Source organism: Hugonella massiliensis (genome assembly GCA_001486445.1).
GTDB classification, from domain to species: Bacteria; Actinomycetota; Coriobacteriia; order Coriobacteriales; family Eggerthellaceae; genus Hugonella; species Hugonella massiliensis.
This window is the reverse complement of sequence record LN908984.1, coordinates 121,166-134,435: the sequence shown is the minus strand read 5'-3', so window position 1 is coordinate 134,435 and position 13,270 is coordinate 121,166. Positions and strand designations below refer to the sequence as shown.

Below are 13,270 nucleotides of genomic sequence, written 5' to 3'. Positions count from 1 at the left end.
GACGACGAACGGTTGCCCGTCGCCTAGGCCTGCGTGTCCTCGTCGAGGGAAAACTTCTCGCAGAGAGCGTGGAAGACGGGCTTCGAGACGAACTGCTTGAAGGGGCCTCCGTAGCTGGCGATCTCGCGCACGATCGAAGACGACAGGTACATATAGTTGGGCGGCGACATGATGAAGACCGTTTCGATGGAAGGCTCGATTTCGTAGTTCATCGCAGTCATCTGGAACTCGTATTCGAAGTCGGTGATGGCGCGCAGGCCCTTCACCAGCACGTTCGCGTCCATCTTGCGGGCGAAGTTCACCAACAGGTCGTCGAAGGGCTCGACGCGGACGTTGGCTAGGTCGGCAACCGACACCTCGGCCATGGCCACGCGCTCTTCCTGGGTAAAGAGCCGCCCGTGCCCGTTTTTGGTAGGCGAAGCGGCGACGGCGATGATCACCTCATCGAAGATCTGCGCCGCACGACGCACGATGTCGAGATGCCCTTCGGTGATTGGATCGAACGTTCCCGGTACGAGCGCGCGTTTCACTTGAGGTTCCCTTCGAACAAATCGACGACGGTGTCGCCGTAGGTCTTTCTGGTCAATGGGCACAAGTGTAGCCCATCGAAGGAGCCTTCGGCGAGGGGATCTTGACTGTCGTCGTGTTCGTAGACGACGAGGGCGCCCCCGTCGACCAGCCCCGCCGCAGCCAGGCGCCCAAGCAGGTCGGCCACGTCTGCGGCGCGCAGGGCGTAGGGCGGGTCGAGATAGACCAGGTCGTAGGGCGCCGGACCAGCGGCGGGCAGCCGCTTGGCAACGTCGACGCGCTGCACGCGCGCCCTCCCCCGCTCCACGAAGGAGGTGTTGCGGGCAAGGGCTTCCAAAGCGGCGCGGTCTCGGTCGCACAGGCAGGCGAAGCGGGCCCCGCGCGAAAGCGATTCCACGCCGAGCGCCCCGCTGCCCGCGAAGGCATCGAGGACGATCGCGCCTTCGAAGCCGCCGCGCGCCGAGGATATCGTGCTCATGAGCGACTCGCGCACGCGGTCGGTCGTGGGTCGGGTCGTGCGCCCCTTGGGCGCCACAAGGGTGCGTCCCCGGTAGAGGCCGGCGATCACGCGCATGGCTATTCCCCCTCAAGCGGCCCGAACATGCGGACCATTTCGTATCGAAGCGCCTGATGCGCTGGGTCGGACAGGTTCGGGTCGCCTTCGAGCAGGCGCCGGGCATCCCCGTGCGCCGCCTCGATGACGTCTTTGTCGCGCACGACGTTGACGAGTTTCAGCACCGAGGCGCCCGACTGGCGGTTGCCCAGGATGTCGCCCTCCCGCCGCAGGGAGAGGTCGAATTCGGCGAGCTCGAAGCCGTCGTTGGTGCGTTCCATGGCCGCAAGGCGCTCCAGGGCGGCCGGCGCCTTGCTCGCTGACACAAGGCAGACGACGCCCGGATGTTCGCCGCGGCCCACGCGGCCCCGCAGCTGGTGGAGCTGGGCCAAGCCGAAGCGGTCGGCGTCCTCGACGACCATGGCGGTCGCATTGGGCACGTCGACGCCCACTTCGATCACCGTCGTGGCCACGAGCACGCGGACCTCCCCGGACACGAAACGGTCCATGACCTCCCGTTTTTCTTCGGCCTTCATCTTGCCGTGAAGGACTCCCACTTCGAAGCCGGGGAATATTTTGGCCTGCAGGAAGCGGGCCTCGTCGATAGCCGCACGAGCGTCGCCCCCCGCCGCCATATCCCCGGCATCCTCGATGGCGATGTTGGCGTAGGCGTAGTCGTCGTCGGAAGCGCCCTTGTCGGCCTTCTTGGGCTTGGGCGCCGCCGTGCCCACCAGAGGGCAGACCACGTAGGCTTGGCGACCGGCCTCGAGCTCGTTGCGCACGAGCTCGTAGGCGGCCCCGCGCTGGGCGAAGGGAAAGACGTGCGTCGCGGTGGGCTGGCGCTCGAGCGGCCGATGGTGTAGGTAGGACAGGGTCATATCGCCGTAAAGGGCCAGGGCAAGCGAGCGCGGGATGGGCGTCGCCGTCATGGCGAGGACGTCGGCGCAGGCTCCCTTGGCCACGAGCTTTTCCCGTTGCGCCACGCCGAAACGCTGCTGCTCGTCGATCACGACAAAGGTGCAACGGGCGGGGCGCACGTCGGGCTCGAGCAGGGCATGGGTGCCGAAAAGAACCGACAGGCTTCCGTCGGCAAGCCCCGCACAGATCCGGGTGCGGGCGGACATGTCGGTCGTGCCGGTAAGCAGGGCCCAGCTGACGCCCGCCGCATCGAGCAAGGGCCCCAGCTTGCGCGCGTACTGCTGGGCGAGCACTTCAGTCGGGGCCATCATGAGGGCCTGACCGCCGGAGTCGGCCGCCGCAGCCAGGCCGAAGGCGGCCACAGCCGTCTTGCCCGTGCCCACGTCGCCCAAGAGCAGGTGGTTGGCGGGACGAGGCGCGGCCATCGCGGCGAAGATCTCGTCGCGGGCGCGGGCCTGTTCGTCGGTAAGGCTGAAGGGCAGCGCCGCTTCGAGAGCGGCCACATGCGGCCCGTCGACCGTGTGGGCACAGGGCTCGCCGCCACTGCCCCGCTTTTCGGCTGCGAGCATCAGGTGAAGCTCGAGCAGAAGGACCTCTTCGTAGGTGAGTCGACGACGGGCTTGGGCAGCCTCGTCCATCGTATGGGGGAAGTGGATGCAGCGCAGGGCGCTCCCCCGGCTGTAGAAATCGTAGCGGATGCGCAGACGGGCAGGCAGGGGGTCGTCGAGCCCGCAGACCGCATCGAGGGCATTGCCCACCAGGGTGCGCATGAGCTTGGCGGGCACCTTCTCGCTCGCGGGGTGCACCGCCAGAATCACGCCCCCGTTGGGAGAGGAGGGATCGACGGCTTCCAGATAGGGGTTGGTCATCCGCTTAAACCCGTAGTTGAACTCGACCTTACCCGAAGCCTGAAGCCAGTCGCCCTTGTGCACGTGGTCCATGAGCCAGGGCTGGCGGAAGCAGGTGATCATAAGGGCGCCCGTCTGGTCGACAAGGGTGATTTCCACGATGGAAAGCCACTTCTTGCGCGTCTGCTTGAGCTTGATGTCGTAGACGTTGCCCACGACCGTGCAGGTGTCGTTGATCTGCGCGTCGGCAGCGGTAGTCACGCGCGACATGTCGATGTAGCGACGCGGGAAATGGGTCACCAAATCGCGCACCGTCTTGATGCCCAGTTTCGCAAACGACGCCTGGCGCGCGCCCGAGATGGCCTTGACGCTCTGCACGGGTTTGTCGAGCGCCAAGGTAGCAGCAAGGCGGCTGGGCACCGAAGTCCCCGCCGCCTTGCGCGCCGATGTGTTATGTACGGCCGTCACGCCCCGGCAAGCCTACTCGAGGGAGAAGACGATCGGGTACAGGGGCTGGTCGCCGCGATGGGGGTCGACCTCGACGTCGTCATAGGTAGCCTCGATCTTTTCGACGAGGGCGTCGAAAGCGTCCTGAGGCAGGTCGGCGCCGGCCAGGATCGTGAGCGTGTCGGCGTCCTCGACGCCCATGTCGGCCAGCAGGGCGAGCGTGACCTCGTCTACCGAAGAGCCCACCTCTTCAATCGAGCCGTCGGCGATGCCGATCGTGTCGCCGTCCTTGATGGGGTTGCCGTGCGCATCCTTGGCATCTTTGATGGCCGTGGTGACCTCGCCGGTCTTCACGTCTTCGAGCGCTTCGGTCATGGCTTCGACGTTCTCTTCGAGCGTCGCGTCCTGGTCGGCGGCGAAGAGGGCGGAAAAGGCCGCGGGCACGCTCTTGGTGGGCACCACGCCGACAGGCACCTTTTCGGATACCTGCGCCGCGCTCTGGGCGGCCATGATGATGTTGGAGTTGTTGGGCAGGATGATGGCGGCATCGCAGTTGAGCGCATTGACCGCGTCAAGCAGGTCTTTCGTCGACGGGTTCATGGTCTGCCCGCCGGACACGACGTAGTCGACGCCCAGGCTCTCGAGGATCTTGGCGTTGCCCTCGCCCGCCGCGACGGCCACGAAGCCGATGTGCTTGTGCTCGCGCTCGTGTTCGGCTTCGAGCTTGGCGTTGCGGTCTTCGGCCTGGAGCTTCATGTTGTGGATGAAGACTTCGAAGATCTGGCCGCGGTCGAGGAAGTACTTGAGGACCTGGTCGGGGTGGTTGGAATGCACGTGCACCTTGAACTTGGGGTTCTCGCCCACGCACAGCTCGCAGTCGCCCATGGTCTGCAGGAAGTCGAGCGCCTCTTCCTTGTTGAGGGTGTCGGAATCGACGAGGAACTCGTTGCAGTAGGTGTAGCGGGAACCTTCCCAGTCGTTGATGTGCTCGATTTCGACCTTGGGTTCGCCCTTGCCGATGGACAGGTCGGCGCCCACCGTCTTCTCGTGACCGAGCAGGGCGGCGACGAAGCTGTCGACGAGGATGGCCAAACCGAAGCCGCCGGCGTCGACGACGTTGTTTTCCTTGAGCACAGGCAGCAGATCGGGCGTGCGCTGCACCGACGCGTAGGATTCCGACACGATGAAGGTGAGGGCTTCGTCGAACTCCATCTTCTTCTTGTTGGCCTTGTGGGCAGCGGCGGCCGTGTCGCGCAGGACGGTGAGAATCGTGCCCTCGACCGGCTTGCGCACGGCCTGGAAGGCGGTGGTGACGGCAGCGTCGAAGGCCTTGTCGACGCTGGCGACGGTGAGCTCGTCGGATTGGGCGGCGCCTTCGCACAGGCCGCGCAGAATCTGCGACGTGATCACGCCGGAATTGCCGCGCGCGCCCATGAGGGCACCCGTGGTGATGGCCTTGCGAATGTCGGCGCGGGGCGCGTCGGCGGGCAGGGCGGCCAGGTTATCGCACACCATCTTGATGGTGAGCGACATGTTGGTACCCGTGTCGCCGTCGGGGACCGGGAAGACGTTCAGACGGTTGACTTCGTCCTTGCGCTGGTCGAGCGTTTTTCCGGCAACCGCGATAGCGTTAAGGATGTCGGTAATCGAATAGGTATCTGCCATGGTTGGTGAGTCTCTCCTTGAAGGGCCCGATGGGGCCGCACGAATCCTACTTGCGGACCTTGACGCCCTGAACGTGGACGTCCACGCCGGAAAGCGGGACCTGTGCGTAATGCGTGAGCGCGAACGTAACCGACTCGACGAGGTTCTGGGACACCGTGTTGATGTTGGTGCCGTATTCGATGATTACATAAAGGTCGACATGCACGCCGTCTTCGTTCGTGTCGACGACCACGCCACGACGCAAGCGGGAAGCGGGCAGCAGCTTGGCGATGCCGTCGGCTGCGTTGGGGGCCGACATGCCCACGACGCCGTAGACGTTCATCGCAGCGTTGCCTACCAGATCGGAGAGCACATCGTTGGCGACATGCAGATCGCCGGGAATAGAGTCTGCCATTAGTCTTCCTTTCACGGATGTCGGAAAGCATGAAGGTCGGAATGATTTCAGCAGCTTAGTATACCGCATACGGTTCGTCCCCACCCGCCCCCGCCCACGCTCGAGCACTTCTCCATATTGGCCGAAGGGGAGCGGGAAAACGAGGTGCCTGAGGGCAAAAGAAGAACCACCCGTCCGCATGGAAGACCGCAGGGATTGCCGCGAAGGCGCACGGATGGAGTCACGCACCCTTCGTTGTGGACACACCCGGTGGCGTGTTATTATGCGTAGATAGTGTGAACCGCTCTGCATGCCCGGGAGAATTTCCTTTCCCCCGCCTTCCGCCTCGTGCTATATTACGAAGGCTTTTTGTGATGCATGCCTACGCGGGTAGGCCAAAAACATACAGTCTGGAGTGATTTGAATGTCCAAGGTTTGCGAAATCTGCGGTAAGGCACCGGTTGCTGGTCGTAGCATCAGCCACTCTCATCGCGTAACCAACCGTTGGTTCCGTCCCAACGTGCAGAAGATGACCATCAAGGAAGCCAACGGCCGCGTGCGCAAGGCCAACGTGTGCACCAAGTGCCTCAAGGCTGGCAAGGTCACCCGCGCATAAAGAGCTCCTTTCAAGAGTTTGACAGCCCGCCTCTTCGGAGGCGGGCTTTTTATTGCCCAGGCTCGTAGGCAGCCACCCCACCAGGCGACGGCCGCGTCCCGCAAAAGCCAGTGGCGGGCGAAATCAACTGCACTTCGCGCAATCTGTGCCTCCTGAGCGAGGAGATCGACGGGCGGCCCCGCTGCGGAGACAGAGCGCGGCGGCCAACCGGGATGCCGTCCGCCGCATTCGACCGGGGCGGTCTCCCCAACAACCCGCGTCGCCTTAATTTCAGCCGAGGACAGAGCCATGGGTTGGCCTTCGCCTCAGGTCCTTCTCATACTTCCGTCTATTCCTTGCATCTATCCTCGACTCAGACGTATCTCCAAAGACCGTACACAGCTCAGAGGAGGACATGGTCTCCTCATACTTCGGGATGATGCCCCGCGTATCGGGTGGGTCGTATTCTCTAACCATCGCAAGGACCGCGTACCAAACGATTCTAGGGAAAGGACCTGATCATCATGAAGACCAAGCACAAGAACCTCACCATGGCATTCGCCCTCGTTCTGGCTCTGGGCCTGCCGGCCGCCACGCTGACCGCCTGCGGCGGCTCCGACTCCGACACGTCGAGCTCGTCCTCGTCTTCGGCGGCCGCCCCTTCAAGCTCGTCGACTTCCACGTCTTCCAGCTCTTCGAGCTCCACGAGCGCTAGCAGCTCTTCGAGCTCCACGAGCGCTAGCACCTCTTCGACCACCGCGAGCACGCCGAGCTCTTCAAGCTCCGCCGGCACCACGCGCAGCTACTCGATTGACGCCGCTTCGATCACCGAGGCTTACGCAGGCGTTTCCGAAGCCGGCGAAGCCGTCTTCTGGATCGCCAACCAGGACAACTCCCAGGTCGGCATCTTCTTCGTCGACGCCAACAATGCCGCTAACGTGAGCTTCATGGGCCCGGCCACCATGACCCAGCAGAACGGCGAGAACCTGATCACCGTTACCGACCAGGTCACCGGCAACACCCTGACCTTCGGCATCGCGAGCAACGGTGACGGCACGGTCACGATCGACATGGGCAACGAACTGGGCAAGGCCGTGTTGGCCAAGGCCGACATCAACGACACGATCTCCACGATCCAGGCCATCCAGACCTACACCGACTCGCTGGCCTAGCCTTCAACACACCCTCCGGCAGCAATGAATCCCTTCCCGTGCTGCCGGAAGCGGTAAGAGTCCCTTGAACGAGCCCCGCTTCGGCGGGGCTCGTTCGGTTTCGGGGAACCATGCGAGAGCCGCCTGGCACCGCCACTTTGCACCAGGCGGCTCTCGCATGAATGGGGACGCGGCTCTGCCCCTGGTCGCAGCGCACAGAATGAGCGCGCAAGCTCGTGAATCACGCCTCGGCGGCCAGCGGATCGACCGTCGAGGGATTTACAAGGGCTTCCGATTGCCCGCTGGCGTTTCAGCACGCCCTCCGACATCTGGCAAAAGGAGCTCTGTCCTTTGCAGGCCCGTGCGTTCTGCTGCAGCTCCCCCGCCCCCCGCTCAGACACAACAAAGCCCGACAGGGGGCTCACCTCCTGTCGGGCTTTCGATCAATCCACGAAAACGTGCTACTCGATGGAGAGCGCTTCCGTGTCTATCGCGTCGCCGTACACCGTCGTCATCGTTCCCCAGAAATAAGTGGCCGCATCGCCGAAACTTTCGTAGCTCACCGGCATATTCGATTCCTGCATGGCAATGGGGTCGCCCTGCAGGGTTTCCTGGTAGGTGCCGCTCGCGTCGTAGAAGTCGAACAGAGGCGTGATCGTGTCGCCCTCGTTGAACGGCGACAGACCATGACCGAACAGGTTGCTGGCCGTCATGTCGTGGGCGCGCCACCCCTGCACGTAGCCTACCGTACGATCGCCCTGTTGGCTCATAGGCGGATAGTAGACGACCACGTCGATGCGGGTCGTGCCGTTGAGCAGGGCCGGAATGATGCCGGAAAAGCTGTACTCCCCGTCGGATTGCGCGGTGGGGGCATCGCCGTAGAAGGCCACGCGCTCACCGCCGAGCGACGTCCAGGTGCCATCGTAATCGACGATGATGTTGTCGTCGGCCGTGGTGTCCCACACGTTGTCGGAGCCAAGCATGAGATAGCCGCCGTTGTATTCTTCCATCACGTTGACCTGGAAATCGGCCAGAGCGTCCCACAGGGTGGCATCCATTTCGACCACGTACTGCGAACCGTCTTCTACCAAGAGCAGGGAGCTGGGCAGGTCCTGATAGGTAAAATCACTCGACTGGTCGGTGAACCACGACGAGCCCGCATAGGCATCGGTCGCGTAGTCGCCGCCCGCAGCCGAAGCCGCCGCCTGGTCTTCCGAAGGAGTCGAAAGCTCTGTCGACAAGGCGTCGATGAGACCGTCCAAATCCAGCAAATCGCCGGTGCCGTCGCCTGCCCCGCCGGCCCCATCGGAATACGAGCCCGAGCCGCTCGAGCTGTAGGCCGACGTCGAGCTGCCCATGACGCTCAGGAAGTAGTCGTAGAATTCCGTGGGCTTGGTGTAGGAAATCTGCTGCAGGGTGGTCCGCATACCGTCATAGGACGACACCGCTTCATAGGGGAAGTAGAGGGCCAAGCCGTTGGCCCCGGCGATGCCCGATTGGGTGCGGTACTTCACGCAGCTCTGCACGGCCGCCTTGAGCTCGTCTTTGCCTGCAAAGGTCGTACGGTCTACCAGATCGACGAGGTCAACCTGGTCCACTTGCCCTTCGGCAAAGGCCGTCGCCCGCGAGCGAGCTTGGGAAAGTTCCTGGAACTTCGCGTTGTCGGCCTTGATCGTCTCTTGGGCCTGGGTCAAAAAGTCGCCCAGGTTCTCGTACACGCTGGGTACCTCGCGCAGGTCCACGAGCGACAAGGTCACGTCATATTCGCCCTGGGAGGCGTAATGATCGATGAAGTCGTCGATGGCCCGCGTGCCGATATCGACCGAGGGAGCCGCCGGGTTGGCTTCGAGCACCGAAAGAAAACCGGTCCACGACCAGCCCTGACCCGGTTCAAGCTCTTCGGACGCGAGCAGGTAGTCGGCGCAGGGTTCAAGCGCGTAGGCTGTTTCGATCGTGCCCATAAGACAGGCGTCGAAGCCCACCATGTCGAACTTCTTGCCCGTGGCGTCGAGGGCCGAACGGATATCGGCCAGGGACAAGGCCGGGGCATCGGGATAGAGCTCATCGTAGCCGAAACCGCCCACCGTGCCGCCGCCATGATCCCAAAAGAAGAGCAGGTAGCGATCGGCCGGATAGGAGGAGGCAGCCCAGTCTACGAAGTCGGTCACTTCGCCCGCGTCGAGCATGGTGCCAGCGCCGGCATCGCCCAAGAGCTGGACCTCGCCGCCCGCCACGAGCCACCGCTGGCGCGTAGTGGTCGATGCCTGACGCGAAAAGGACCAGTCGCTCGACCCGCCCGTTTCGATGACCAAGTTGACGTTGGTACCCACCGTCGACGCTGCCATCTCCTCTATGTCGGCGCTGGCAACGCCCGCCTGCGATTCAAGATCGGAGCCCACCATATACACCATGACCGTAGCATTTTTGGCGTTGGCCGTGTCGGTATAGTAACTGCGCATGCCGGCAGTCGAAGCGTTGGTTCCCGATACGCCGCCCATGGTCACGTCTTCGTCGTCGAGCAAACCGCACGACGCCAAGCCAACCATACTTGCGAAAAGCGCCCCAGCAAAAAGCGCACGGAGCAGTGCCCCGTGCGCTTTGTTACCGGCAGACGCATGGACGCGATGTGCGAATGCAGAGCCCATGCTGACCCCTTCTTTCTTGTAGGGCCTACGCTGCTTCCTTGCGAAGCTGGTAAGCGCCGTACAGGTACAGAGCCGGAACGACCAAGCCGATAATGCCGTTGACCACCTGGCCGGCATCGCCGGAACCAAACGAGCTGAACAAGGTAAACAGGCCACCCAGGGTGGTGATGATGCCCAGGACGAAAGCCACGGTGTGCGGGCCATCCTGCTTGGCCGACTTCATGCCGATGAGGCCGACGATGGCGTTGACGATGCCCGCGCAGATCATAGCCATACCGAAAATGGCAACGGCGGCGCCGGCAACGTCCATCTCGACGTCGTCGACGAGGGCACCGCCGGTGGCGGTCAAAAAGATGCCGGCGATGAAATCGATGACGCCCCAGACGATCATGATAATCGAGGCAATGCGCAGGATCTCGGCGTTGGACTTTTTGGAATAGGAGGGCATGGAACAACCTTCTTTCTTTTACTTGTGTTCCCTTTCACGTGTAACGTGACTTCATCTTACGGAATTGGGGCCCCTTCGCCGTCATTCCAAAGTATGAGCAGGCCGAATCAAGGGATGAGGATCCCGGCCGTGAGCACAATCACCGGGCGGGGGCATCTTTCCCGGCCCGGTGATTCCCTGTCAGCGCTTGGGCTTGCGAGCACGGTGGAAAGCAGCCCCTGCGGCGCCCAGGGCGCCGACGGCCACTATCGCCACAACCGCGCCCAGGGGGACGTCGTCCGTGGCAGGCGAAGACGATCTTGCACCGGCCGCGGGACAGGGAGAAACGGTCGCCACCGCGAGCGGCGCGGGCGTCACGGTGAGCTCGCCCGCGGCCGTCGAGACGTTGGAGAAGTAGGGCGTCACGTCCTTTCCGGAGGCGTCGTAGAAGGAATAGGAAAGGTGCATGGATATACTTTTCGCCATGCAAGAAGAAACCGCACTGTTCCGAAGCATGAACCGCTCCGCCGCCCACCGCGAAAAAAGCCTGACAAGGGGGCCAACCCCCCGCCAGGCTTTTCGACTTTCTACCCGATGTGTAGACGTTACTCGACGTCGTTCTCGTCGAACCTATCGCCGCATTCGGGGCAGAATTTGGGCGGCTTGGTCTGGTCTTCGGGTACCCATCCGCACTTGTCGCAACGGTAGTGAGGGGGCGCGGCCGGCTTGGGCTTGGGCGTACCGCATTCCATGCAGAACTTGCCCGTGTTCTGCGTTCCGCACGAGGGGCAGGCCCAGCTGCCGTCATCGGCTGCCGGGGTCGCGGTCGGAGTTGGAGCCGCGGTGGGCGCTGCTGCCCCCGCTGCGGCCGCCCCCGCCACAGCGCCCGCAGCCGCCGCACCGGCTGCCGCCGCACCCGCATCGGTGGTGCCTGCGGGCTGACCACCCATGCCGGTGTCCGGCATGCCGCCTCCTTGAGGTGCGAATCCAGCCTGGCCCGCCATGGGCCCAGCCGCCTGCCCCATATGAGGGGCCGCATAGCCGTCACCGGCCGCCATGCCGAACAGGTTGCCCGTGTTCATGCTGCCGGCCATCTGCGCCATGTTCATGCCGGCGAAGCCCACGAAGGCGCCGCCGTCGTTGCCGGCCGCCGTGCGCATGGCATCGCCCTGGGCCGCCGCGATGTTGGCCGCCGCCATACGGGGGTCGCGCATGACCGCCGTGCGCTGCAGGTCCTTGATCATCTTCTCGTCTTCGGCATCGGCCGCGATGGCGCTCACGCCGAACGCCACTATTTGGATGCCGCGCGTCTGACGCCACTTCTTCGACAGCAGATCGGAGAGGACCTGCGACATCTCTTCGGTATGCGCGGGCACCGCCGAATAGCGCACGCCCATGGCGCTGATGCGAGCGAACGCCGGCTGCAGCGACGTGAGCAGCTCGCTGCGCAACTGCGAGGAAATCGCGTCGCGCGTATAGACGTCCTCCACGTTGCCGCACACGTTCGTGTAGAAGAGCAGGGGGTCTTCGATCTTGTAGGAGTACTCGCCGTTGCAGCGCACCGAGATGTCCATGTCGAGCCCGATGTTGGCGTCGACCACGCGGAAAGGCACGGGACTGGCCGTTCCATAGCGGTTCCCCACGATTTCTTTCGTGTTGAAGTAGTAAACGCGCTGGTCGAGGCCCGTATCGCCGCCAAAGGTAAAGCGCTTGCCGATGTTCTTGAATGTGTCCAAGATTCCCTTGCCCAGGCCGCCCGTGAACACCGAAGGCGCCGCATTGGAATCGTAGGTATATTCGCCGGGCTCGGCGCAGAAATCGACGATCTTGCCCTGTTCCACGATCACCATGCACTGGCCGTTGTTCACGACCACGATAGAGCCGTTGGAAATGATGTTGTCGTCGCCTTTCGTGTTGCTCGTGCGATCGTTCTGGCGCTTCTGGCCTTTGGCAACCAGGGTGTCGGCGTCGAGCGAATCGCAGTAGAACATTTCTTTCCACTGGTCGGCAAGGTTGCCGCCCAAGGCGCCGAGCGCCGCTTTGATCAATGCCATGATGCTTCCTTCTTTTGAAACGAGCCGGTGGATTCACGCGGGGCACACGCACCGGGCGCCTGCTCGCCGACGCCAGCAGGCCGTGCAAGCAGGCGCCCGTGCGCATGATGAGTACTTATTCCTGCAGGTCGCGCAGGATGCGAACGAACAAGCGGGCCTCGTCGCTCGACAGGATGAACTTGTGGCCGCAGAACGTGATGGCGCCGCCGTCGCGCTTAATGCGGCTTTCGTCGTATTCGTCCCAATCGATAAATCCGCTCTCGCCGTCTTCGTCGACGAAGTAGATGCCGCTCGTCGTCATCGCGAAACCGACCTTGCAGGATCCGAAGATCGTCGTGTCCACGATGCACCAGATCTCGTCTTCATCGTCTTCGTCAATCTCGAAGTGCTTGATAGCCGCGTCCTTCTTGTACCCGTTGTCTTCGAGACGTTTGCCGAAGTAGCAGTCGGACAGTTCGTCGGGATCGTCGACATAGGTGTCGTAGGCGTCGTCGAAGAATTCCTCGAAATCGAAGGCTTCTTCTTCGTCGTCTTCGTCGTCGATTTCATCTTCGTCGTAGGCTTCCTCATCGACGTCGTCGCGAAGCTTGAACACGCTGTCGCAGGAATTGCAGCGACCGTATTTCCCGTTGCCGTAAGGGATCACATCGCCCATGCAGTTGGGGCATTTCATCGAAACCGCTTCCACTGTTGGCTCCTTCCACGTGCCGAATGGTCTGAATGTCTGGGTGTCTCGGCGTATGAGCCGATTCTAGAAAGCGGTCGAATGGGCTGCGTCATACCAAAGTATGAGCCGTGTGCAAAAGCCCGCCGAACGGACGCTCAAACGGCAGCGCGCCGACTTCCCGTTCGATCGGTTCGGCTGGGACGGACCCCTTTCCTCACCGCCGGTTGGCCGCGCGCGACAGCGTGGCTCCTCATCCCCCGGGGCGCTATACACAAGCGTGAGGCCCTCTTTCACCCCCGCTCTCATACTTTGGCATGACGTGGACCCGCCGTCTCCTTCGTATACTGCGCCTAAACAGCGCACGTTCGCGTTGGCACCGACCGCACCACCGCAAAGGAG

The 13,270-nt window shown here is 63.1% G+C and carries 12 protein-coding genes; 2 read left to right on the top strand and 10 right to left on the bottom strand.

What is annotated here, in order from left to right:
- Positions 1 to 23: 23 nt before the first annotated feature.
- Genes coaD through BN3270_RS01700 form a run of 5 tightly spaced genes read right to left on the bottom strand, consistent with a single transcriptional unit; the run spans position 24 to position 5,353 of the window.
- Entirely contained in the window at positions 24 to 530 is a 507-nt protein-coding gene (gene coaD / locus BN3270_RS01720; protein WP_058985478.1) for a pantetheine-phosphate adenylyltransferase, read from the bottom strand.
- A complete protein-coding gene (gene rsmD, locus BN3270_RS01715; RefSeq protein ID WP_058985477.1) occupies positions 527 to 1,102 on the bottom strand; it encodes a 16S rRNA (guanine(966)-N(2))-methyltransferase RsmD in 576 nt (191 codons plus the stop codon). Before rsmD ends, coaD begins: the two co-directional genes overlap by 4 nt.
- A gap of 2 nt (positions 1,103 to 1,104) precedes the next feature.
- Positions 1,105 to 3,315, bottom strand: coding sequence for an ATP-dependent DNA helicase RecG (locus tag BN3270_RS01710; protein WP_271711871.1), 2,211 nt, complete (start codon positions 3,313 to 3,315; stop codon positions 1,105 to 1,107).
- A 12-nt stretch (positions 3,316 to 3,327) separates the two neighbouring features.
- Positions 3,328 to 4,959, bottom strand: a complete 1,632-nt coding sequence (locus tag BN3270_RS01705) for a DAK2 domain-containing protein (RefSeq protein ID WP_058985475.1) — start codon at positions 4,957 to 4,959, stop codon at positions 3,328 to 3,330.
- Positions 4,960 to 5,005: 46 nt separating this feature from the next.
- Positions 5,006 to 5,353 carry an Asp23/Gls24 family envelope stress response protein gene (locus tag BN3270_RS01700; RefSeq protein WP_058985474.1) on the bottom strand — a complete coding sequence of 116 codons (348 nt, stop codon included), beginning with the start codon at positions 5,351 to 5,353 and terminating at the stop codon, positions 5,006 to 5,008.
- 403 nt (positions 5,354 to 5,756) lie between these two features.
- On the opposite strand from BN3270_RS01700, the gene rpmB reads away from it, so the two are divergent.
- Positions 5,757 to 5,948: a 50S ribosomal protein L28 gene (rpmB, locus tag BN3270_RS01695; protein WP_058985473.1), complete on the top strand. Its 192-nt coding sequence runs from the start codon at positions 5,757 to 5,759 to the stop codon at positions 5,946 to 5,948.
- Positions 5,949 to 6,451: 503 nt separating this feature from the next.
- Positions 6,452 to 7,099 (top strand): hypothetical protein, encoded by a 648-nt coding sequence (locus BN3270_RS01690; RefSeq protein ID WP_058985472.1) that lies wholly within the window; start codon positions 6,452 to 6,454, stop codon positions 7,097 to 7,099.
- Between the two features lie 440 nt (positions 7,100 to 7,539).
- On the opposite strand, the gene BN3270_RS01685 is transcribed toward BN3270_RS01690, so the two are convergent.
- The 5 genes from BN3270_RS01685 to BN3270_RS01665 all read right to left on the bottom strand — a co-directional run bounded on the left by BN3270_RS01685 (position 7,540) and on the right by BN3270_RS01665 (position 12,892).
- Complete coding sequence (locus BN3270_RS01685; protein WP_271711870.1) at positions 7,540 to 9,615, bottom strand: clostripain-related cysteine peptidase; 2,076 nt, start codon at positions 9,613 to 9,615, stop codon at positions 7,540 to 7,542.
- Positions 9,616 to 9,748: 133 nt separating this feature from the next.
- On the bottom strand, positions 9,749 to 10,171 hold the full coding sequence (locus tag BN3270_RS09590) for a hypothetical protein (RefSeq protein WP_058985470.1): 423 nt from the start codon (positions 10,169 to 10,171) through the stop codon (positions 9,749 to 9,751).
- 180 nt (positions 10,172 to 10,351) lie between these two features.
- Positions 10,352 to 10,618: a hypothetical protein gene (locus BN3270_RS01675; protein ID WP_058985469.1), complete on the bottom strand. Its 267-nt coding sequence runs from the start codon at positions 10,616 to 10,618 to the stop codon at positions 10,352 to 10,354.
- 137 nt (positions 10,619 to 10,755) lie between these two features.
- Positions 10,756 to 12,204: an SPFH domain-containing protein gene (locus BN3270_RS01670; protein WP_058985468.1), complete on the bottom strand. Its 1,449-nt coding sequence runs from the start codon at positions 12,202 to 12,204 to the stop codon at positions 10,756 to 10,758.
- Positions 12,205 to 12,319: 115 nt separating this feature from the next.
- Positions 12,320 to 12,892 carry a hypothetical protein gene (locus BN3270_RS01665; RefSeq protein WP_058985467.1) on the bottom strand — a complete coding sequence of 191 codons (573 nt, stop codon included), beginning with the start codon at positions 12,890 to 12,892 and terminating at the stop codon, positions 12,320 to 12,322.
- Positions 12,893 to 13,270: the final 378 nt, after the last annotated feature.